The organism is Kribbella sp. NPDC051718, assembly GCF_040681515.1.
In the GTDB taxonomy this organism is placed as follows: Bacteria; Actinomycetota; Actinomycetes; order Propionibacteriales; family Kribbellaceae; genus Kribbella.
On sequence record NZ_JBFAYZ010000004.1, the window covers coordinates 282,874 to 304,327 of the forward strand.

At 68.1% G+C, this 21,454-nt stretch carries 22 protein-coding genes; 8 read left to right on the forward strand and 14 right to left on the reverse strand.

Annotated elements, in window-relative coordinates; all coding sequences use genetic code 11:
• Positions 1 to 58 precede the first annotated feature (58 nt).
• Entirely contained in the window at positions 59 to 1,408 is a 1,350-nt protein-coding gene (locus AB0M15_RS16940) for a neutral zinc metallopeptidase (protein ID WP_363819094.1), read from the forward strand.
• Positions 1,409 to 1,484: 76 nt separating this feature from the next.
• Here the strand turns inward: AB0M15_RS16940 and AB0M15_RS16945 are convergent, their stop codons facing one another.
• From AB0M15_RS16945 to AB0M15_RS16955, 3 genes are read right to left on the reverse strand one after another with little or no spacing between them, the layout of a single operon-like run.
• Positions 1,485 to 1,835 carry a hypothetical protein gene (locus AB0M15_RS16945; RefSeq protein WP_363819097.1) on the reverse strand — a complete coding sequence of 117 codons (351 nt, stop codon included), beginning with the start codon at positions 1,833 to 1,835 and terminating at the stop codon, positions 1,485 to 1,487.
• Between the two features lie 28 nt (positions 1,836 to 1,863).
• Entirely contained in the window at positions 1,864 to 2,187 is a 324-nt protein-coding gene (locus tag AB0M15_RS16950; protein ID WP_363819100.1) for an MmcQ/YjbR family DNA-binding protein, read from the reverse strand.
• Between the two features lie 17 nt (positions 2,188 to 2,204).
• Positions 2,205 to 3,620: an MFS transporter gene (locus tag AB0M15_RS16955; protein WP_363819103.1), complete on the reverse strand. Its 1,416-nt coding sequence runs from the start codon at positions 3,618 to 3,620 to the stop codon at positions 2,205 to 2,207.
• A 94-nt stretch (positions 3,621 to 3,714) separates the two neighbouring features.
• Between AB0M15_RS16955 and AB0M15_RS16960 the strand changes: the two genes are divergently transcribed.
• Positions 3,715 to 4,266 (forward strand): TetR/AcrR family transcriptional regulator, encoded by a 552-nt coding sequence (locus tag AB0M15_RS16960; protein WP_363819106.1) that lies wholly within the window; start codon positions 3,715 to 3,717, stop codon positions 4,264 to 4,266.
• On the opposite strand, the gene AB0M15_RS16965 is transcribed toward AB0M15_RS16960, so the two are convergent.
• The 8 genes from AB0M15_RS16965 to AB0M15_RS17000 form a co-directional block, all read right to left on the reverse strand.
• Complete coding sequence (locus AB0M15_RS16965) at positions 4,263 to 4,811, reverse strand: hypothetical protein (protein WP_363819108.1); 549 nt, start codon at positions 4,809 to 4,811, stop codon at positions 4,263 to 4,265. The genes AB0M15_RS16960 and AB0M15_RS16965 overlap by 4 nt on opposite strands.
• On the reverse strand, positions 4,808 to 6,109 hold the full coding sequence (locus AB0M15_RS16970) for a DUF58 domain-containing protein (RefSeq protein ID WP_363819110.1): 1,302 nt from the start codon (positions 6,107 to 6,109) through the stop codon (positions 4,808 to 4,810). Before AB0M15_RS16970 ends, AB0M15_RS16965 begins: the two co-directional genes overlap by 4 nt.
• On the reverse strand, positions 6,106 to 7,083 hold the full coding sequence (locus tag AB0M15_RS16975; protein ID WP_343983279.1) for a MoxR family ATPase: 978 nt from the start codon (positions 7,081 to 7,083) through the stop codon (positions 6,106 to 6,108). Before AB0M15_RS16975 ends, AB0M15_RS16970 begins: the two co-directional genes overlap by 4 nt.
• A gap of 8 nt (positions 7,084 to 7,091) precedes the next feature.
• Positions 7,092 to 7,625: a hypothetical protein gene (locus tag AB0M15_RS16980; protein ID WP_363819114.1), complete on the reverse strand. Its 534-nt coding sequence runs from the start codon at positions 7,623 to 7,625 to the stop codon at positions 7,092 to 7,094.
• Positions 7,622 to 8,404 (reverse strand): DUF4129 domain-containing protein, encoded by a 783-nt coding sequence (locus AB0M15_RS16985; RefSeq protein ID WP_363819116.1) that lies wholly within the window; start codon positions 8,402 to 8,404, stop codon positions 7,622 to 7,624. Before AB0M15_RS16985 ends, AB0M15_RS16980 begins: the two co-directional genes overlap by 4 nt.
• Positions 8,405 to 8,429: 25 nt before the next feature.
• Positions 8,430 to 9,638, reverse strand: coding sequence for a GNAT family N-acetyltransferase (locus AB0M15_RS16990; RefSeq protein ID WP_363819118.1), 1,209 nt, complete (start codon positions 9,636 to 9,638; stop codon positions 8,430 to 8,432).
• 108 nt (positions 9,639 to 9,746) lie between these two features.
• Positions 9,747 to 11,480 (reverse strand): proprotein convertase P-domain-containing protein, encoded by a 1,734-nt coding sequence (locus tag AB0M15_RS16995; RefSeq protein ID WP_363819121.1) that lies wholly within the window; start codon positions 11,478 to 11,480, stop codon positions 9,747 to 9,749.
• Between the two features lie 90 nt (positions 11,481 to 11,570).
• Positions 11,571 to 12,482, reverse strand: coding sequence for an XRE family transcriptional regulator (locus tag AB0M15_RS17000; protein ID WP_363819124.1), 912 nt, complete (start codon positions 12,480 to 12,482; stop codon positions 11,571 to 11,573).
• A 161-nt stretch (positions 12,483 to 12,643) separates the two neighbouring features.
• On the opposite strand from AB0M15_RS17000, the gene AB0M15_RS17005 reads away from it, so the two are divergent.
• From AB0M15_RS17005 to AB0M15_RS17025, 5 genes are all read left to right on the forward strand, one after another.
• Positions 12,644 to 13,411 (forward strand): ATP-binding cassette domain-containing protein, encoded by a 768-nt coding sequence (locus tag AB0M15_RS17005; RefSeq protein ID WP_363819127.1) that lies wholly within the window; start codon positions 12,644 to 12,646, stop codon positions 13,409 to 13,411.
• The gene (locus AB0M15_RS17010; RefSeq protein WP_363819130.1) at positions 13,408 to 14,190 is read left to right on the forward strand and encodes an ABC-2 family transporter protein; all 783 of its coding nucleotides are present in this window, start codon (positions 13,408 to 13,410) and stop codon (positions 14,188 to 14,190) included. Before AB0M15_RS17005 ends, AB0M15_RS17010 begins: the two co-directional genes overlap by 4 nt.
• Before the next feature lie 2 nt (positions 14,191 to 14,192).
• A complete protein-coding gene (locus AB0M15_RS17015) occupies positions 14,193 to 14,978 on the forward strand; it encodes an ABC-2 family transporter protein (RefSeq protein WP_363819133.1) in 786 nt (261 codons plus the stop codon).
• Between the two features lie 30 nt (positions 14,979 to 15,008).
• Positions 15,009 to 16,175, forward strand: coding sequence for a serine hydrolase domain-containing protein (locus AB0M15_RS17020; protein WP_363819136.1), 1,167 nt, complete (start codon positions 15,009 to 15,011; stop codon positions 16,173 to 16,175).
• Positions 16,176 to 16,360: 185 nt separating this feature from the next.
• On the forward strand, positions 16,361 to 17,434 hold the full coding sequence (locus tag AB0M15_RS17025; protein ID WP_363819139.1) for a GTP-binding protein: 1,074 nt from the start codon (positions 16,361 to 16,363) through the stop codon (positions 17,432 to 17,434).
• On the opposite strand, the gene AB0M15_RS17030 is transcribed toward AB0M15_RS17025, so the two are convergent.
• From AB0M15_RS17030 to AB0M15_RS17040, 3 genes are read right to left on the reverse strand one after another with little or no spacing between them, the layout of a single operon-like run.
• Positions 17,431 to 18,195, reverse strand: coding sequence for an aldolase/citrate lyase family protein (locus tag AB0M15_RS17030; RefSeq protein WP_363819142.1), 765 nt, complete (start codon positions 18,193 to 18,195; stop codon positions 17,431 to 17,433). The genes AB0M15_RS17025 and AB0M15_RS17030 overlap by 4 nt on opposite strands.
• A 48-nt stretch (positions 18,196 to 18,243) precedes the next feature.
• Positions 18,244 to 19,773, reverse strand: a complete 1,530-nt coding sequence (locus AB0M15_RS17035) for an acyl-CoA carboxylase subunit beta (protein WP_363819145.1) — start codon at positions 19,771 to 19,773, stop codon at positions 18,244 to 18,246.
• Positions 19,774 to 19,785: 12 nt separating this feature from the next.
• Positions 19,786 to 20,952 (reverse strand): acyl-CoA dehydrogenase family protein, encoded by a 1,167-nt coding sequence (locus tag AB0M15_RS17040; RefSeq protein ID WP_363819148.1) that lies wholly within the window; start codon positions 20,950 to 20,952, stop codon positions 19,786 to 19,788.
• A gap of 83 nt (positions 20,953 to 21,035) precedes the next feature.
• Here AB0M15_RS17040 and AB0M15_RS17045 point away from each other — a divergent pair, with 83 nt between their 5' ends.
• Complete coding sequence (locus tag AB0M15_RS17045; protein ID WP_363819150.1) at positions 21,036 to 21,431, forward strand: MerR family DNA-binding transcriptional regulator; 396 nt, start codon at positions 21,036 to 21,038, stop codon at positions 21,429 to 21,431.
• The last annotated feature ends 23 nt before the right edge of the window (positions 21,432 to 21,454 follow it).

Below are 21,454 nucleotides of genomic sequence, written 5' to 3' on the forward strand. Positions count from 1 at the left end.
GGCTGAGCTCAGCTGCCGGTACTGTGTCGCTCGCTCGCCGGTCGAACAGTGAAGGGACATGGGGTTGACGCAGCCGCCTTATGGTCAGCAACCGGGTGGACCCTATCGGCCGAACCCGAACCAGCAACCACCGAACCAGCCGCCGTACCAGCAGCCCGGGAATCAGCAGCCGGGATATCCACAGCCTGGGTACCAGCAGCAGCCTGGGTATCAGCAACCCCAGTACCACCCCGGCCAGCCCGGCCAGCCCGGTCAGGCGCCGTACCAGTACGGCGCGCCGTCGGTGGCGCCGCAGCGGGGGCAGGGGCTCGGCTGGGGACCGCAGTTCGCGCCACCGCCCGGCCCGCCCGGCTACCCGCCGCCGCCTGGCGGCTACCCGCCTGGTCCTGGCTGGCAGCCGCAGTTGCCGCCGCGGAAGAAGTCCAAGGCTCCGCTGTTCGCCGTCCTCGGTGTCGTCCTGGTCTGCGTCGTCGGGCTGTGGATCTTCGGCGTGATCAAGAAGAACGCCGACAACCACTACACGCAGCCGACCTACACAGCGCCGACCATCCGGTCGACCGAGGCGCCGCTCCCGACCACAAGCGCACCGACCCGCCAGCCGACCGCCACGCGGCCGACCCAGCCGCGGACGACCCAGCCGACCAAGACCGCGACCTCCAAGCCGCCCGCGCAGCCGGCGTCGAACCAGGACATCGTGGCCAAGAACCGGCTCTACAACACCGGTCAGATGCGCTCGGTGAACTGCCGGGAACCGAAGATCAAGCCGAACACGGCCGCCAACGCGGCGAAGTACTGGGCTGCGATCAAGCCGTGCCTGGACCGCTCGTGGGCCCGGCAGCTCGCGCTGGCGGGGTACCAGTTCAAGGCGCCGACGATGCTCTACTGGGCCGGCACGAGCGTGAACAGCCCGTGCGGCAACGGCCCGGTCGCGGTGCCGTTCTTCTGCAGCACGAACCACATGATGTACATGAAGGTCGACAACTTCGTGAAGAGCTACAACGAGTACCCCTACGCGGACGCCAAGGCCTACGCTCGGATGTGGTACTCCCGGTCGATCGCGCACGAGTACGGCCACGCCATGCAGTCGCTGACCGGCATCCTCGAGGCGTCGTACGACATCCAGTACGAGCTGACGAACTACGACGACCGGATGCGGCAGACCCGCCGGATGGAACTGCAGGCGAACTGCTTCGCCGGCGTCTTCCTGGCCGCCAACAAGCGCAGCTACCCGATCAACGGCCTGATGCTGCAGGTCTGGAACAAGTGGGTGGTCACGTCCGGTGACAAACCCGAGCAGGGCGACCACGGCAGCCCGTCCAGCCAGGCGCACTTCATGGGCCGCTCCTTCGTCACCGCCAACCCGGCCAGCTGCAACACCTTCGCGGCCTCCAAGAAGTACGTGAGCTGACGAATCGCCCGGCACGTTGTACGGTGCCTCGGTGTGTTGCTGCTGCGGCACCGGAATACGCAGCAGCAACACACCCTCACGCCGTCTTGGCGTCGAGCAACTGCAACAACTCATGAGCGGCCAGCTCGATCTCCTTGTGCCGCCACTCCGCCGCCCGGTACACACAGGCGATCAGCCCGGTCCGGTGCAGCCTCCGCAGATCCCCGTATCCGAACGCGAACCGCCCCTTGGTCTCCTCACCGGCCCCGACGGTCAGCCCCAGATGCCACTGCCCGTACTCCTCCCACGAGTGCGACTCCAAATACTTGTTCTGAGCCTCAGCCCCCGGCTGCACCGCACCCCAGTCGCTGTCCAGCACATACTGACGCCCCTCGATCAACCGCTTCGCATACTCCACAGCTCGCTCATTGACCTCGTACTTCGCCATACCCACCCGGTGCCCAGAATCGTCGTCTTCATCGCAGGGCTTCCGGGGCGGCTTGGCGCCAGGAGTCTTCGACGATGTCGTGGAGTTCGTCTGCGTCCTCCAGGGCGGCCAGGCGGGCGCGGACCCAGCTGGAGTGGGACTCGTGCGGGGGTACCCAGAATTTCTCGGGCTCGGCGGCGATCAGTTCGGAGCGTTCGAGGCGTGGGCAGCGGACGGCGAAGGAGGTCTGGTCGTCGGGGATGGTGAGGAACATCCGGCCGGCGACGTCGAAAGTCGGATGGCCCCATCGCTCCTTCTCCACGACCCGTGGGAGCGACAGGGCCAGCCGGCGTACGTCGTCTGCGTCAAGCACTACGACAGGTTAGTAGCTCAGCGACGGCGGCCCGGGAGGAGCAGGGCCAGTACCGCGCCCGCCGCCACGATCGCGGCCCCGACCCAGACTGCGGGTACCAGACCGTCGACGTACTGCGCCGGGCTGGCATACGACCCAGCAGAGGCGAAGACGGAGGCCAGTACTGCGACGCCCATCGCGACCCCGACCTCGCGGATCGTGTTGTTCGTGCCGGACGCGACGCCCCGGTCGGCGTCACCGAAGCTGGCCATCACCACGCTGGCCGACGGGGCGAAGGTGAGCCCCATCCCGATGCCGGCGAGCACGAACGGAGCGACGTACGACCCGTAGGTGACATCCGCGGTCGTGACGAGCGCCATCCAGGCGAGCGCCGAGGCCAGGAAGACCTGCCCGCTCGCGATCAGCACCCGCGGCCCGACCCGGTCGACGACCAACCCTGCCAGCGGCGCGACCACCATCGGTGCCATCGTCCAGGGCAGCGTGCGCAGACCGGACTGCAGCGGCGTGTAGCCCTGGACGACCTGGAAGAACTGCGCCAGCAGGAAGACCGACCCGAAGACGCCGACCGAGAAGGTGAAGGCGGTGGCGTTCACAACGCTGAAGGCTCTGGTCCGAAACAACCGCAGCGGCAGCATCGGAGCCGGCGCCCGGTGCTCCCAGACGACGAAGGCGACCAGGAGCACGCCGCCGCCGATCAGCGCGGTCAGGATGGTGGCCGAGGACCAGCCGTCGTCGTTGCCGTGCACGACCCCCCACACGATGGCAAGCACCGAACTCGCGGACAGCACCAGCCCCAGCAGATCCAGCTTCTTGGTAGCTCCACGCGACTCGGTCAGCACCCGAGCGGCCAGCGGCAGCGCGATCAGGCCGATCGGGACGTTCAGCCAGAAGATCCACTGCCAGTTGAAGCCGTCGACGACCGCTCCCCCGACGACCGGACCGACAGCCACACCAAGTCCGGAGATCCCGCCCCAGATACCGATCGCGGCACTCCGCTGACGAGCCGGTACGGCGGCCGCCAGCAACGTCAGCGACAACGGCATGACCGCAGCCGCGCCGACGCCTTGAATCGCTCGGGCACCGATCAGCATCCATGGCTCGGTGGCCATCGCGCAGGCCGCCGAAGCGAGCGTGAAGAGAGCGATGCCGGCCAGGAAGATCCGCCGCCGGCCGAGCCGGTCACCGATCGCCGAGGCGGTCAGCAGCAGCGCGGCGAAGGACAGCGTGTACGCGTTGATGAACCACTGGAGGTCGGTCAGCGAGGCGCCGATCTCGGCCTTGATCACCGGCAGCGCGTTCGTCACCACCAGGTTGTCCAGGGTCACCATGAACATCGGGATGCCCACCACGGCGAGCACGAGGGCCAGCGAGCGCCGCACGGCGGGCTCACCGGCCGCCGGCGAGGCGGCGGGTTCGAGGGCGGTCGTGGTCATGTCCAGCTCCTTGTTGTTATCGACTGATAACTAGCGTCGAGACCAAAGTATGCATTGACTGATAACATGTCAAGCGACGATGAGAGGACGGATCATGACGAAGACCAGACTGACCGCCGCCGAGCGCAGTGAAGAGGTGCTCCAGGCGGCCGTCGTGGCGTTCGGCGCCAACGGGTACGCCGGCACCAAGACCGACGAGATCGCCCGGCTGGCCGGCGTCTCCCAGCCGTACGTGATCCGGCTGTTCGGCACCAAGCAACAGCTCTTCCTGGCCACCACCAACCGGGTCTGCGACCAGATCGAGTCGGCGTTCCGGCGGGCGGCGGACCGGGAGGCGACCCTGGCCAGCCTGGGCGAGTCCTACAACGAACTGATGCCCGAGCGCGAACTGCTCGTCGTCCTGCTGCACGGCTTCGCGGCCAGCTCCGACCCCGCCATCGGCGAGACCGTCCGGGAGCGCTTCGGCCGGATCCACAAGACGGTCGGCGAGCTCACCGGCGCCACCCCCGAGGAGGTCACCCGGTTCATGGCCACCGGCATGCTGCTGACCGTGATGGCGGCCATGCAGGTGACCGGCAAGAACCCGATCGCCTGCGAGTGGGCCACCGAGCTACTCAGCAGCCTCGGCAACCCCGACGAGGACTAGCGGTCCCCCACCGATTGCCCGGCTGCGAACCAGATGGCAGCGGTCGCGGCGACCAACGCGGCGACCGTGACAAAGAGCGAGCCCTGTACTTCGGCCCCGCGAACCACCCCCGCCGCGATCGCCACCACCGGCCCGAGCAGCACCGCGACAGTTGCTGGCAGCAACCATTTCCGCAACGCCTCGCGACCGACCACGGCGTACGACGGAACCTGCCCCGCGAACGCCGACGCCAGATGCACCACCAGCAAGGCGATTCCGGTCAGCACCAGCGGCAAGGTCAGGTCGCTGGGCGCCCGCATCAACCAGCCGAGGCAGACGACGATCAGGAACAGCAGCGGCGCCAGCGAGTCCGGCAACAACACGCAGGCAACCAGCAGAAACGCCCCCGCGACCGGGATCGCGTCCGCCTGATCCCACGGCGCCAGCCCCGGCACGATGAGCGCCACCAGTCCAGCCACCGCGATCGCCGACCGCGCGGCCCACGTCGCGGCATTCGTCGCCTGCAGTTGCGCCAGCCACTGGCTGATCCTGTCGGCGCCGCTCATGACCGCATCCTCGGCGCAGAGGCCACTCGCGCGGCATCCCGCAGTACCTCGTCCAGCGTCCCCGCCCCACGCCAGCCAACGGTCGGTACGCCGAGATCGCCCAGCCGGTCGAGCTCCGCTCGACGCTCGAGCAGCCGGATCCGCCAAGCCAGCGGCCATGCCTTCGAATCGTGCTCCTCCGGGTCGATCACATCGCTCACGTCCGGCGGCAGCGTGTCGACCGCGATCACCGTGCAGCCCGAGTGCACGAGCGTGACGATGTAGCCGAGCATCTCCTTGCGCAGCAGCGGGCTCAGCACGATCACCAGGCTGTCGGAGCGGATCCGGTGCCGCCGGGCGAGCTGGTTCTCGTCCTGCTGACGGCCGCGGCGATCGGCGTGCACCAGTACGTCGAGGATGCGGCGCAGGTGAGACCTGCCGCTACCGGCTCGGACGCCGCCGACCGTAGTACCGGTGTCGATCAGGCGGACCCGGTCGCCGTGGCGCAGGTAGTGCTCGGCAATGGAGGCTGCTGCCCGGACTGCTGTGTCCAGGCTGCTCGATCGGCCGTCGATGCCTTCACTGATGCCGACCTCCGCACCCGTGTCGAGCAGGATTACCACCTCGGTGTCGCGGTCGGACCAGGTCGACGTGACGTGCAGTTCACGCGTCCGGGCCGACACCTTCCAGTTGATCCGGCGCAAGCGGTCGCCTGTACGAAACGGCCTGACCCCTGCGACCTCAGTCCCCTCACCGGGTCGCCTGGACCGGTGCAAGCCGACGAGCCCGGCGGGACGCGGTACTGCGTCCACCGCCTCGAACCCGTCCCGCAGCGGCAACGTACTGACCGCTTGGGCGCCCGCAGAGGCCACCTGGACCCGGTAGGCACCCAGTACGGACGTGGCGATCACGTTCGGACGCTCTAGTTGCCGCAGGCCCCAACGCTCCGATCGCAGTCCGACCTCCAGCGTCACCGAGCCTTCTGTCACAGAAGAAGCCACAGCGGCCTGCGGCGGGTCGTAGCGGAACCAGGGCGTCCGGACCAGAGCCATGACCACCAGGTCGACGTCAGGGTCCAGCCCCTCCGCCACCTTCAGCCGGTACGTCGTCGCCTGGCCCTCGAACAGCACGTCGGCGTCCAGCTCGGTCTCGAGCACCGGCGCCTCACGCGGACGGAAGTACCGGCCCCACGCGGCCACGAAGGCCAGTGGCAGCCCGAGGACAGCCATGTCCGGTCTGCGGGCCAGCACAGCGATCAGTAACAGGGGAGCCGCAACAGCGACCACCCTGACCTGCGCGTGGGTGGGCAGCCAACTCACTGCCGGGCGCCCGCGACGGTAGGCGGCGCAGGGACCGAGCCCAGCACAGTGCGGACGACAGTGGCACCAGTCACCTCATGCAGCCACAGCTCAGGTCGCACGGTGATCCGGTGAGCCAGCGCGGGAATGGCCACCGCCTTCACGTCCTCCGGTACTACGTAGTCCCGCCCCTGGATAACCGCGTACGACCGAGCGGCGAGCAGCAGGGCCAGCGAGCCACGAGGTGAGGCGCCGACGAGTACCTGGGAGTCGCGACGAGTCGCAGCGGCGAGCTCTACGCAGTACCGGCCGACGGTGTCGTCGACTGTGACGGTCTCGATCGCCTGTTGGGCAGCGAGCAGGCCGATGGCATCTGTGACCGGCTCGACCTTCTGGTCCTCCGAGCGGCGGCTCATCCGGCGCTGCAGGACCTCCCACTCCTCATTGGCCGTCGGGTAGCCGAAGGCGATCCGGAGCATGAAGCGGTCGAGCTGAGCCTCGGGGAGCGGGTACGTGCCTTCGTACTCGACTGGGTTGGCCGTGGCGAGCACGTGGAACGGCACGGGCAGGGGGAAGGTCTCACCCTCCACTGTGACCTGGTGCTCCTGCATGGACTCCAGCAGCGCGGCCTGGGTCTTCGGTGGCGTCCGGTTGATCTCGTCGGCCAGTAGGAGACCAGTGAAGATCGGGCCGGGCCGGAACACGAACTGCGAGTCCCGCTGGTCGTACACGAAGGCACCGGTGACGTCTGAGGGCAGCAGGTCCGGGGTGAACTGGACCCGGCGGAACTCCAGCCCGAGCGCCTGCGCGAACGAGCGGGCCGCCAGCGTCTTGGCCAGGCCCGGGTAGTCCTCCAGCAGGACGTGCCCGCCGGCCAGGATCCCGGCCAGCACCAGCTCGAGCGCGTCAGCCTTGCCGACCACCGCCTCGCCGACCCGGTCCAGCACCTTCCGGCTCAACGCCGACACCTCGCCGAGGCTCAGCTCATCAGTCACGGGTTCCCTCACAACTTCTCGATGGTCTGGACTGCCAACTCGATCTCCGCGCGCGTCGCGGTCCGTGGCTCGGTACCGCTGATCAGGTCCCACAGGTGTTCGCCGGCGACCTCGCGGGCCCGCTCCGGCTCCAGCTCCGGGTCGATACCGTGCCGGTGCACCAACCGGTCGACCGTGAGCTCCAGCAGCAGCGGCCGGATCCGGCGGGTGAACGTCATCGATCCCTCGCCGGCCCTGCGCTCGCGGTCCGACTCCTGGATCCAGGTCGCGAGGAACTGGGTCCGGTTGTCGCTGTGGCGACCGCGGCGGGCCGTCAGCTTCTCGTCGTACCGGGCCGGCCAGGAGGTCTCCAGGATCTGCGGTGCGATCAACCGCAGCGCCAGCGAACCGAAGCCGATCGCCAGACCCATCGCGACGAACCACAGTGGCCGCGGCTGGGTTCCGGCGAGCGCGAAGCCCGCAACCAGTATCAGGCTGCCGACCACCGCGATCAGCAGATGCTGCACCAGCAGCTTGTCGAACGGCCCCAACCGCTGCCTCATGGCGCAGCCACCCCGTTGCCTTGCGACTCGGCAGGCTCGGAAGGCTCCGCAGGCTCGGCGGACTCGGCCGGCTTCCGGCGGGCGATCGCGGCAGCCAGCTCATCGCGCAACCGGACCAGTGCGGCCCGCGCCTGAGCCCGGGCCTCCTCCGTCGACCCATGCGTCGAGTACCGCGCCTCACGGTAGAGCCCAGCCAGCCGGAGCAACTCTGGCTCGGAGACCCCGCCAACCCCCAGTACTCGGACAGTGAACTCAGCAGGCGTCTCAGACGCCAAGCGACCCACCCCTGCGGACGCAGCCGCCCGCTCGAGCGCCACCCAACACGCGATCACGCCGTCGGTCGCAGTACCGGAGTCAACCGCTGCCAGACCAGACTCGACCGCATCCGCGAGCCGGTTGACCTTCATCCGCTCCCAGGCCTCGCCGGAGTGCTCAGGCGTCGGCAGCTGGACCTTGGTCATCATCCGGTAGAGAGTGCGGATCAGGAGCAGGACGAGGATCGTCACAGCGGTGTAGAAGATGGCCTGCCACAGGAACTGGATCCAGGCCGGCTGCTTGACCGGCTTGATCTCGAGTGGCGGTGCCGGCGACTGCTGCGGCTGCGGGTTCCCGGCGGGAGGCGTGATGGTCGGGAGCTCCCGCGGTGCCGCCTCGGCGGTGCTCTCGCTGTACGGCCGGACGCTGCCGCCCGCGGAGGCCAGCACGACCAGTGCGATCGCGGCGACTCCCAGCATCAGGACGACAGCAACCGCCAACGCGCTACGACGGCTCGGCTGCATCCCGGAAGACTAGCTCGCAGCTGGATCAGAACCCCGTGTCCATCCAGGGTGCACGGGCCGAGACGAATGCCCTCGACGTCGCCTGCAGTGCCCCTTCGGTCTTCTCCTCGACCAGGCCGGCTGCTCCGAGCAGTCCCAGCGACGGCCGGCCGAGGTAGACGGTCGCCAGCTCACGTACGCCGAGCACGAGGTCCGGCGTACGGTCCGTCTTCTCGCAGGTCGCGCCGGTCTGGTTGCCGGTCAGATGCCATGAGCCGGCGTTCCACGGGAGGAAGTCGTCCTCGATGCCCAGGACAACGTCTACGTCCTCCGCATAGGTCCGGGCAGCCAGCGCTGTACCGACATCGGTCAGGCGGGCCCAGATCCCGTCCAGCGTCGTCGCGTGCGCGGCTCGCGGGTCGACCAGCAGGTAGAGCAGCGGGTCGTCGGACGGCAACTGCTCGTACGTCGTCTCGCTCAGCAGGTCCGGGTCGAGCAGGAACTGCCAGAGCGCGGCATGCGCGGCCAGGTCGATCGAGTGCACCCGGGCCACGTCGACGAAGCCCTTGTCGGTACGCCGGGTGCGGTAGTGCGAGTAGCCGACCAGCTCGCCACCACGCTCGGCCAGTACGCAGCGCAGCGGGGAGGCGCCCCGGAGGTCTGTCACCACGTTGTCGTGCGACACGTAGTACTGGAAGTTCTCGTCGTGCTGGAACATCCCCGGCCGGGTCAGCGCCTGGGCGTTGTGGAACGCGGCGGTGCGCGCCAGCGACTCCTGCGGATCGGCGAACCGCACCTGCACGTCCTCGACCCCGGCGACCTTGCGCAGTTCGCGGGAGGACTTCTTGATCGTGATCTGCTGATGATCCGAGGCGAGGCCGTAGCCGAACCGCCCGTAGATCACCGCCTCACTCGCGGTCAGCACGGCCAGTGGCACCCCTACGTCGCGCAGGTCGGTCAACTGCTGCCGCATCAGGTCCCGCAGGATCCCCCGCCGCCGATGCGTCGGCACCACGCCGACCATCGTCACGCCACCCGCGGCCACCTGCCCACCAGGCACAGACATCTCGAACGAGAACGCCCCGGTATGCCCGACCATCTCGTCCCCGTCCGCGGCGATGATGCTCCGCCCCGGCTCCCAGACCTTCTGCTCGGTCTCCAGCTGCGCCTCACTCCAGGGAGCCGAGAAGGCCACCTCGATCATCGCCCGCAACTTGTCCCACTCGCCGCCGTAGAGGCCGATCTCGATCGTCATACCCCTTCCCTACCAGACAACCGAGCCACCCCGCCGAGAGTTTCTCAGCCCCCGGGAGGGCGCCGACCGACTGTCCCCATGCCGGCCGGCGCGTCTACCGGGTGTCGGTCAGAGGGTGATCGACCAGTTGGTGAGGGTTCCGGTGTCGCCCGGGCCGTTGTCGCCGATGCGGAGGTTCCAGGTGCCGGCGGCGTTCTCGGTACCGATCGGCATCACGGTGTAGGTCTTGCTGGCCGGCAGCGGGTGGCAGGTCGTGCCACCGGTGCGCTGCAGGTAGTACCAGCGGCCGCTCGGGGAGACCACGCTGATGTTGAGGTCCTCCAAGCAGGTGTGGTTGCCTTCCACGGTGACCTTGAACGGGCTCGCTGCCCGGCCGGTCGCCGTCGAGCGGACCGGGCTGACCACCGTGGCGAAGTCGCGGATCGGGTAGTCGGTGCCGTTGGCGAACGTCCGGCCGCCGCTGGGACCACCCGGCTGGGTCCGCGCCGTCACCGCCGGGCTCGCCTTCGATTTGTTGCCCGCGGCATCCTTCGCCTGGACGGTGAACGAGTAGCTGGTGTCCGCCGACAGCCCGGACACGGTGGCCGTCGTACCGGTGACGGTGGTCGCCAGGGTGCTGCCGTTGTAGACGTCGTACCCGGTGACCGCGACGTTGTCGACGGAGGCGTCCCACGCGAGCGAGACGCTGTCGGAGGTAGTACCGGTCGAGCGCGGGTTACCCGGGGTGGTGGGCGCCTCGTCGTCGCCGCCCGGGTCGGGGGCGCCGGTGAGCAGGGTGAGGTTCCACTTGGCCAGTGCCTCGTTGACCGGCTGGAAGACCGAGTTGCCGGAGTCGCCCTGGACACAGCTGCTGTTGCCGCCCGAGTGCAGTCCGACGGCCTTGTCGCCACGCAACCACGCACCGCCGGAGTCGCCGCCTTCGGAGCAGGCGTTCGTCGTGCTCAACCCGTCGATCACCACGCTGCCGTAGTCGATCGTCTGGTTGACGGCCGTGACCGTCCCGCACTCCCAGTTCGGCGCCGTGTTGCCCGAGTGGCAGACCGCGTCGCCGACGATCGCGTCAGCCGAACCGGTGACCGTGACGGCCGGCGATCCCCAGGTGTTGACGTTCGGGGAGATGGTCCAGCCGCTCTCCGTCACGTCCACCACGCCCATGTCACCTTCGCGGGCGTTGATGCTGTGGGTACCGCCGACGTTCGACGTACCGAGCTTGTTGCTCTGCCCGCTGGCCCCGTACGCCGCCTGGTTCGCGTCGTTCGTACAGTGCCCGGCGGTCACGAAATGCTTGTTGCCCTGGGCATCCGTCGCAGGGAACCCGACCGAACAGTTGCTCTCGCTGCCCGGCCACCAAGGATCACCGGGGTTCACCTCACCGGACTGCTGCTCGAGCCGGGTGTCGACCTGGACCACCTGCACTCCGTCGCCGAGCCCCCGCAACGCGCCGTACGCACCCCGGGCCCGTACTACGACCTTGTTGCTGACCGGGTCGATTCCCCAACTCTGCAAGCCCTTCTCGTGATCCGCCCGGGTGATCTTGTCGACCTTGGCCAGCAACGAATCCAGCTGAGCCTGACTGCGGCTGACCAACTGCGGAGTAGCGCCCGCCTGCCGGACCTTGGCCGCTTCGGCCTCGTTGGTCACGGCAACCATCAACTTGCCGTCGGCGATCCACCGACCGGCCTGAGCGGGCGACGGCGGCAACTTGTCGGACACTTGATGCAGCAGCGCCTGCTGCTGCAAAACCCCTTGCTGGTTCGCGGTGGCCGAGCCACCAACGGTGATCAAAGCGGCGATCACCCCGGCCCCACCGAGGACCGCGATAGTTTTTCTGCGCCTGGTCATGAATCGTTCTCCTTGAATTCGCTGGGAGGGATTGCGCCGACCCTAGGGACGAATTCAAGACATCGATATCACTCACACTGTTTTAACACTTCACTTCACCTGATCCGGCCAGCGCCAGCGGAATCCGTACCGCCCGGGCCCGAAATTCAGCGCCACCCCATGGACGGACTCCAGCGCCTCGACCTGGACAGCCACCTCGTCGGCGTCGTCCAGCTGGGAATACCGCACGCAGTCGACCGGCAACCGCTCCGGATCGAAACAGACCTCCAGTACGAACTCACGCACCGGCAACCGGAATTTCCGCTCGTAGTTCGTGGCCGGTGGATAAGGCGCGGAATTCACCAGCTCGTGCTCGGTGATCACCGTCTCGCCCTTTCGCAGCGGCCGGTCGAACAACAATTCCGCGACCAGCAGCCCGTCCGCGGGACGGAGTACCGTCCGGCCCAGCCGGCAATGTCGCAGCGGCCGGATCTCGGGCAGCGCCCGATCGTGCTCGTCGAGGTGCATGATCACCACCCAGCGGTCGGGCCCGTCCGCTTCGGCGCGCAGTACCTGCCGAGAGTGGTACGACCGCTCGCCACCATCCGCGCCGACGAACACCCGGTCGTGCTGGCTGATCCGGGTCAGCCGTTCGTCCCACTTGATGTCGACCTCGCTGACCGCATCCTCGACGGCGTCCGGCCGGGCCCAGAACGCGGCCACTTCGGGTGGTACCGGCACCGTACTGAGCCAGCGCCCCCGCCTCCGGGGCGGACCGACCGAGTCCGTCAGCGTCCCCGCCGGTACCTCCAGTACGGTCTCCAGCAACTGAACAGCCGCCAGCGAATCCCGGCGCTCCGGCCGAGACCGCCCCGACTGCCAATAACTCAGCGTCGCGAGACTGACCGAGATCCCCTGCCCCCGCAGCCGATCCCGGATCCGCTCAAGCCCGAGCCCGCGCGCACGGATGGCCGCTCGCAGGACGACCGCGAACTCATCCGTTTGCACCACTGGCTCCGGCACAGTCCGCACCTTAATCAGCCCCCGCAGCCGGCGGAAGAGATCAGCCTTTTAACACTTAACTTCAACCAAGGACTCAAGGTTCCACCGCCCGCACCAGGCCTTCGCAGCGCACAGGCCGCTCCAACCTTAAAATCTTGCATCAAGCTCCTAGTTTCGGAGGCATGAGACCAGCTGTGTCTGTGAAGGGCCTGGGCATGACGTACCGGGCGCCCGTCCGCGAGGCCGGGCTCTGGCCCGCCCTCCGCTCCGTCGTCCATCGCCGGTACCGCCACATCGACGCGGTGTCCGAGCTGACCTTCGACCTGCACGCCGGCGAGGTCGTCGGCTTCGTCGGACCCAACGGCGCCGGCAAGACCACCACGATGAAGATCCTCTCCGGCATCCTGCACCCGACCGTCGGCGAGGCCCGCGTCCTCGGCCACGTCCCTTGGCGCCGCCGGCACGAGTACCTCAAGCAGATCGCACTCGTCCGCGGCAGCCAGCCGATCGGCGGCCCGGCCGAGCTCACCGTGCTGGATTCCCTGCGCTACCAGCAGATCCTGTACGAGATCCCGAAACCCGACTTCCGCGCCAACCTCGCCGAGCTGGTCGGTCTCCTCGATCTGGACTCCTTGCTGGACAGGCAGGTCCGCGCCCTGAGTCTGGGCGAGCGGATGCGCGCCGGCCTCGCCATCACCCTCGTATACCGGCCGAAGGTGCTGTTCCTCGACGAACCCACGATCGGCCTCGACGTCACGGCCGCCGCCGCACTCCGCCGATTCATCGCCGGGTACGCCGTCCAGTCCGGCGCGACCGTCCTGCTCACCAGCCACTACGTCACCGATGTGGAGTCGTTGTGCCGGCGGGTGATCCTGATCGAGCACAGCCGGGTCCGCTACGACGGCGACTTCGCCTCCTTGGACTACTTCGATCGCGAAGGCAACCAATGACCGCGGCCGTACAGCCGCTCCGGCTCATCCGCCTGCTCAGGCTGGGCATCTGGCGCAACTCGGTGCAGTGGTGGAGCCTGCGCTCGTTCGTCATCACGCTGGTGATCGGGCAAGCAGTCACCCCGCTGCTCGGCCTTCTCGTCTGGTCCTCCGCCTTACCCGGCAACGCCGGAATCACCTCGTACTACGTTGTGCTGCTGGCCGTACAACTGCTCACCGTCTCGTACGAGCACCACACGCTGGCCAACGAGATCTACGGCGGCGAGTTCGCGGCCGAACTCGTCAAGCCGCGACCGGTCGTCATCGACCTCCTCGCGACCAACCTCGCCATCAGGCTCTGGCACCTGCTGTTCGGGCTGCCGCTGATCGTCCTCGTCGGACTCCTTGCGTCTGTTGATTTGTCGTTGCCACAGCTGCTGCTTGCCCTGCCGGCGGTGCTGCTCGCGGCGTCGATCCGTTTCGTCTTCACCTACACGCTCGCGCTGTCGGCCATTTGGACGCAGCGAGCCCACGGCGCCGTGGGGATAGGCGAGACGTTGATCTTCCTGCTCGGTGGCACGGCCGCGCCGCTCACCTTCCTGCCCGGGTCGTTGCAGGACATCGGCCGGCTGCTCCCCTTCTGGTCCATGCTCGGCGCCCCGGCCGAGATCGCCGCCGGCAATGTCCACGGGGTTGCCGCCACGTACGGCATACAGGTTGCTTGGCTGGTCTTGCTGACGACGCTGGCCGCGGTCGTCTGGCGGTCGGGTGTCCGTCGATTCACGGCTGTCGGAAGGTGAGAATGGTCAAGACCGTCAGGCTTTTCGGGGCGCTGTTCTCGCTGTCCGTCCGGCGCAGCGTCACGTTCCGCGCCGACCTCTTCTTCGAGTTCGTGGTTGCCGTCGTCGCAGGGGCCGCGTCGCTGGCGGCGCTCGGTGTCGTCTACACGCGGACGGACAGTCTGGGCGGTTGGTCGGCGGGCGAGGCGATCGCGCTGCTCGGCACCTTCCAGATCGTCAGCGGATTGCGGGCGGCGCTGGTCGAGCCGAACCTGCAGTGGTTCGGGGAGCAGGTCAAGAACGGGCAGTTCGCTGCGCTGTTGATCCAGCCGGCGCCGGCGATTCTGCTGGCCAGCCTTGGGACGTACGCGCCGCTCGCGCTTCTTCAGGTCGCGTTGGGGTTCGGTGTCGTCGGCTACGGCCTCGCCCAGGCGGCCATCAGTGTCACGCTGACCGGAGTCGTCGCGTGGCTGATCCTCGTGTTGACCGCGACGGTGATCACTTGGGCGACCCGCGTGCTCTTCTCCTCGGTCGTTTTCTGGGCGCTCGGGCTCAGCCTCGATGTGGTTTACGAGGCGGTGTGGCAGTTCGGTCGTTATCCGGTGCAGCTCTATGCGACGCCGCTGCGGTTGCTTTTGAGCTATGGGTTTCCGGTTGCGCTCGTTGCGACAGTGCCTGCTGATGTGCTGGCGCGGGGCGGGGGTCTGGTGGCGGTGCCGGTGGCTCTCGCTGTTGCGGCCGGTGCTTGCGCTATCGCCTTGTGCGTCTGGCGGGCGGGGCTTCGGCGGTACACGAGCGCTACCAGTTGACTGTCCGTGGCCTCAGTTACGTTGGGCTGCATGATGACGGTGCTCAGGAAAGAGATGGACGGCTTCGTCGCGTCTGGTGCACTGCCTGGTGCCGTGATCGCGATCAGCTCCCCGGCCGGCGAATGGGTCTCGGCGGTCGGGAGCAGCGGGCTGGGCGGTCCTTTGCAGGCCGATGCTGTTGTGCGGATCAGCTCGATGACCAAGCCGCTGGCTGCTGCGCTCACTCATCAACTGGCGGCTGATGGCGTGCTCACGCTGGAATCTCCGATCACCGAGTGGCTTCCTGAGTTGGCCGACCGGCGGGTGGTGCGGCGGCTCGACGGGCCGGTGGACGACACGGTGCCGGCCGAGCGGGAGGCGACGGTCGATGATCTGCTGACCATGCGGCTGGGTTTCGGGTTTGCCTTCGAGGTGGACTCCTGCCCGGTGGCTGACCTTGCGATGGCGCGCGGGCTCGGGATGGGGCCGCCGCTGCCGTCGGCAGTGCAACACACACCGGACGAGTGGATCTCGCAGTTCGCCACTCTGCCGCTGATGGAGCAACCTGGGCGGCATTGGCGGTACGACCTTGCCTACTCAGTGCTCGGAGTCCTGCTCGCTCGCGCTGCGGGGAAACCTCTGCCTGAACTGCTGTCTGAGCGACTGCTCCAACCGCTAGGGATGGGAGATACAGGGTTCGCAGTACCGGAGCACGCCCGTGAGCGACTGGTCCCCTGCTTCACGAGCGGTGACGACGGGCTGGTCGTGTTCGACGGTACCGACGACAGCGACTGGCTGGCGCCACCGGTGTTCCCGCACGCGGGCGGCGGCCTGGTGTCGACGGCCGCGGACTACCTGCGCTTCGGACGCCTGCTCCTGGACGGCGGCACGCACGCCGCCCGGATCGACGGTGCAGCGCTGCTGCTCACCGAGTCGGCCGTGGCTGACCTTTCCGCCGATCACCTCACCGAAGCGCAACGCAGCGGGCCGTCCGCGGCGATCTTCCTCGACGGTGAGGGCTGGGGTCACGGCGTACAGGTGCGGCTCGATCCTGCGCTGCCGCGGCGTTACGGCTGGGGTGGCGGGCTGGGGACGACTTGGTACAACTTCCCGGACCACGGGGTGACCGCGGTGCTGATGACCCAGCACCTGCCACCGCTCGGCGAGCCGATCCTGCACTTCTGGAAGACGCTCGACGACTTGCTCGGGGCCGCCTGACCGGGGCGGTGGGGGGAAGAAGTTGCACAGCCGACATGCGGAGATGAGCGAGCGGGCCCGGGTGGGCGCACTATGGGTGGAGAGCAACTATTCCCCGGTACTGCGCGGAAATCTCCCGGTCCGGATCGAGAACTGGTGTACCCCCGGCTCTTTACTGATGAAAACGGTTTTCATATAGTGGGGGTATGGCCGCCCATCGGAAGACCCCGTTGACCCTGCTGACCGGACTCTCGACGACGCTGCGGGAGCCTGTCCTGGACGCCATGGTCGACGCCACCACAGTGGCTGTCGTGGTGGACCAGGACGAGCTGCCCGGGCGGGGAGTGCTGACCTGGAAGGTGTTCGACCAGAGCGGCCCGATCGACGCGGGCGAGTTCGGCGTAGGCGACGACTGCGGCGCGTGCCAGTTGATCGAGTCGCTGCTGCCGCTGCTGGAGACACTCGTCGGACGGGAGCACTGGCAGCACGTAGTACTGGCGACTCCGCCGGCGATGGAGGCTCGGTCGCTGGCGAATGCGCTGGTTGCGACGATGCCCGAAGTGCAGGTCGACACGGTGACGTGCGTGGTCGATGCGGTGTTGCTGGTCGAGCAGTTGTCCGGGGACGAGTTGCTCGACGAGCGTGGGCTCGCGCTTGGGCCGCCGGATCGGCGCAATGTCGCGGAGTTGACCGCGCGGCAGGTCGAGTACGCCGATGTCTGTGTGCTCGCGAACGCTCATCGCGCCAAGGCGCCCGAGCGCTTGCACCACTTGCTGCAGCACCTGAACCCACGGACGACCGTCGTCAACGCGGACGTCAGCGGCGTACCAGTCGGAGCGGTCAGTCGCCTTGGGTTGTTCGACTTCACGGCCGCCGAGGCGTGGGCCGGCGAGCTGGCGACCGACTCACGCCTGCAGCCGAGCGGCGACGGTGTCACCACGGTTCTGTGGCGCTCGAGTCGTCCGCTGCACCCCGCCCGCCTCAGCGAAGCACTCGAGGACATCGTCGAGGACGTGGTCCGCAGCCGAGGCGTCGTCTGGCTCGCCAACCGCCCAACCCAACGCGTCCGCTGGGAATCCGCCGGCTACAGCGCCTCCCTCGGCACCCTCGGCGAATGGTCCGAAACCAACCACCTGGCCGAGTGCACAGTCGTCGCCACCGGCGTTGGCCTGGACCCCGCCCGCCTCCAGGCCATCCTCGACAACTGCCTACTCACCGAATCCGAGCTAGCCACCCTCGACTGGCAATCCCTGGAAGACCCCTTCGCCGGAGTCCTCTAGTCGCGCGCGGCCGCGAGGTGAGCGGCGGCTGCGGCTTGTAGGTGGTCTAGGTCCGAGGAGACCGTGGCGAAGGTGTAACCCTCGGCCAACCGCTGAGCAGCCTCGGTGCCGCTGTTCGTATGAATGCCGGCAGCAACCCCAGCCGCGGCCGCCGTGCGCGCGATCAACTCGATCGCCGCGTCGAACGTCTCCGCGACGTCCGGATCCCCCGGGTACTTGCCCCCGATCCCCAGCCTCAGATCCGACGGCCCCACGTAGATCCCATCCAGCCCAGGCGTCGCGCAGATCCCCGCGACGTTCTCCAACGCCTGCCGAGTCTCGATCATCGCCAGTACGACGATCGCCGCGTCAGCCTCCGCCGGCACCGGCCCGATCCGCAACCCCGACCGCGCCGGCCCGTACGACCGGATCCCCGACGGTGGGTACCGCGCCGCCTGAACAGCCCGCAGCGCATCCTCGGCCGTGTCGATCAACGGCACGATCACCCCGGCCGCCCCCGCGTCCAACGCCCGCCCGATCGGAGTCGGGTTGTTCGCCTCGACCCGCACCAACCCCGCAGTACCGTTGCCCGCGGCATCGATCGCCACGAGCCCGTCCAGCAGTCCGCGCTGGTCGATCAACCCGTGCTGCCCGTCCAGTACGACGTAGTCGTACCCGGTCAGCGCGATCCGCTCGGTCGCCGCGGGCGCGTTCATCATCACCCAGTAACCGAGCGTGGTCTGCCTGCTGCGGAGCCGATCGGCGAAGTCCTTTGACGTCATGCCCGCAGGCTATCCGCCGCGTCCCGCCGGCTCGGCTCCGCGTCGGTACTAGACCGGCGGTACTCCGTGCCGCTTGGTGCTGAAGTGCCGGTTCTTGGTCTGGGCGGCAGCCAGCCGGGCGATCAGGTCGTCCCGCAGGTTCTCCGGCTCGACGATCGCGTCGATCACCAGATCGGCGGCCAGCCGGAGGATGTCGATGTCGGTCTCGTACTCCTCGCGGAGCTTGGAGACGTACTCGACCCGCTCGGTCTCGTCCGCGATCTCCTGGATCTTGTTGTAGTACACGGCATTGATCGCCGCCTCCGGACCCATCACCGCGATCTTCGCCGTCGGCAGCGCGATACACGCATCCGGCGAGAAGCCCGGCCCGCACATCGCGTACAGCCCGGCGCCGTAGGCCTTGCGGACGATCACTGACACGGTCGGCACCGTCGCCTCGGACACCGCGGTGATCATCTTCGCGCCGTGCCGGATGATGCCGGCCCGCTCGACCTCCGAGCCGATCATGAAGCCCGGTACGTCGCACAGGTAGATCAGCGGCACGTTGAACGCATCGCACAGCCAGATGAACCGGGCCGCCTTGTCAGCAGAGTCGACGAACAGCACGCCACCCTTCACGGCCGGCTGGTTCGCGACGAAGCCGACGGTCTGCCCGGCCAGCAGCCCGAATCCGACCACGAGCTCCGGCGCGTACGCGGGCTTGATCTCGAAGAACGTGTCCGCGTCCGCGATCGCGTCGATCACGTCGTGGATGTCGAACCCGACGCTCTCCTCGACCGGCACCAGGTCCCTGGTGAAGTCGCGGCCGGCCGGCGACGCGTCGTACGACGGAGGCTGCGACTGCCACGAGCCGGGGAGGTACGAGAAGTACTGCTTGGCCAGCTCGATCGCCTCGGTGTCGTCACTGGCCAGCAGGTCGCCGCAGCCGGAGACGCTGGTGTGCATCCGGGCGCCGCCCATCTCCTCGAGCGTCACCTTCTCGCCGACCACCATCTCGGCCATCCGCGGCGACCCGAGGTACATCGAGGCGTTGCCGTCGACCATGATCACCAGGTCGCAGAAGGCCGGGATGTACGCGCCGCCCGCGGCCGACGGGCCGAACAGGCAGCAGATCTGCGGCACCTTGCCGGACAGTGCGACCTGGTTGTGGAAGATCCGGCCCGCGCCACGCCGACCGGGGAAGAGGTCGACCTGGTCGGTGATCCGGGCGCCGGCCGAGTCGATCAGCCAGAAGATCGGCAGCTCGTCGCGCAGCGCGACCTCGGTGATCCGGACGATCTTCTCGACCGTCCGGGCACCCCACGACCCGGCCTTGACGGTCGGGTCGTTCGCCACGATCAGCGCCGGCCGCCCGTCGACCAGCGCACGGCCGGTGACGACGCCGTCCGCGGGCAGGCCCGGGTTCAGCGCGTTGGCCAGCTGCGCCTCCTCGACGAAGCTGCCTTCGTCGACGAGCAGCGCGATCCGGTCGCGGACGTAGAGCTTGTTCTGCTTGGCGAGCTTCTCGGCCGCCTTCTCGGGCGGCGTCATCGTCGCCTCGCGGGCGACCTTGAACTCGGTCCAGTGATCCCTGCTCATGCGGCCATCCTGTCACTCGACTGGAAGGCCGAGGCCGCGGGCGATCAGCATGCGCTGTACTTCGGACGTACCTTCGCCAATCTCGAGGATCTTGGCGTCGCGGTAGAACCGGGTCACCGGGTACTCCTCCATGAAGCCGTAGCCGCCGAAGACCTGGGTGGCGATCCGGGTCGCGGTCACCGCTGCCTCGGTCGAGTAGAGCTTGGCGACGGCGGCCGCCTGCTTGAACTCCTTCATCGGAGCGCCGGCGTCCTTGAGCGCCGCAGCCCGGTACACGAGCAGCTCGGCCGCGTCGGCCATCACCTTCAGGTCGGAGATCTGGAAGGCGACGCCCTGCTTCTGACCGATCGGTACGCCGAACGTCTTGCGCTCACCGGCGTACTGGACCGACATCTCCAGGCAGGCCTTGATGCAGCCCAGCGCGACCGCGCCGATCGCGACCCGGCCGTCGTCGAGGGTGGCGAGGAACTGGCCGAACCCCTTGCCGCGCTCGCCGAGCAGGTTCGCCTCGGGAACTCGTACACCGCTGAAGGACAGCGGGTGGGTGTCGCTCGCGTGCCAGCCGAGCTTGTCGTACGAAGCCTCGGCGACGAATCCGGGCGTACCGGTCGGGACGATGATCGTGGAGATCTCGGGGCGTCCGTCGGGCTTCTCACCGGTCCGGGCGGTCACCGTGACGAGGCTCGTGATCGCGGAGCCGGAGTTGGTGATGAACTGCTTGGAGCCGTCGATCACCCATTCGCCGTTGTCGAGCACGGCCCTGGTCTTGGTGGCGCCGGCGTCGGAGCCCGACTCAGGCTCGGTCAGCCCGAAGCCGGCCAGCTTCTGTCCTGCGATCAGCTCAGGCAGGTACTGCTTCTTCTGCTCTTCGGTACCGAACGTGAGGATCGGGTTGATGCCCAGCCCGACCGCCGCCTCGAGCGTGATGCCCATCGACTGGTCGACCTTGGAGATCTCCTCGATCGCGACGCACAGGCTGGTGAAGTCACCGCCCGAGCCGCCGAACTCCTCCGGCGCGGTCAGCCCGAACAGGCCGAGCCGGCCCATCTTCTGGACCACCTCGACCGGGAAGTAGTGCTTGCGGTCCCACTCGGCGGCGTGCGGCGCGATCTCGGCCTGGGCGAAGTCGCGCACGCTGTGGGCGAACTCGCGGTGCTCTTCGGACAGTTCGTAGGACATCTTCTGACTCCCAGGCTCAGGCTCGCTCGTGATTGACGCTTACGTAAACGTAAAGCACGATAGCCTGTGTGCACAATGTCCGGGTGCCTGCCGAAACCTCTACTTGGTCCATCGCCGAACTGGCCGCCGAGTACGACGTCACCCTGCGCACGATCCGCTTCTACGAGGACCGCGGTCTGCTCACCCCCGAACGCCGCGGCACCGTCCGGATCTACCACCCCCGCGACCGCGTCCGCCTAGGCCTCATCCTCCGCGGCAAACGCCTCGGCTTCAGCCTCGACGAGATCGCCACCATCGTCGACATGTACGACGCCGAACCAGGCGAGGCCGGCCAACTCGTCTACCTCCTGAACCAGATCACCACCCGCCGCGCCGAACTGGAACAACGCCGCCAAGACATCGACGAAACCCTGTCCGAACTGGCCGAGGTAGAAGCCCGCTGCCAAGCCGACCTCAACACCCTCCGCAACAGCAGATAGCTACTGCCCCCTCGCGAGCTCCC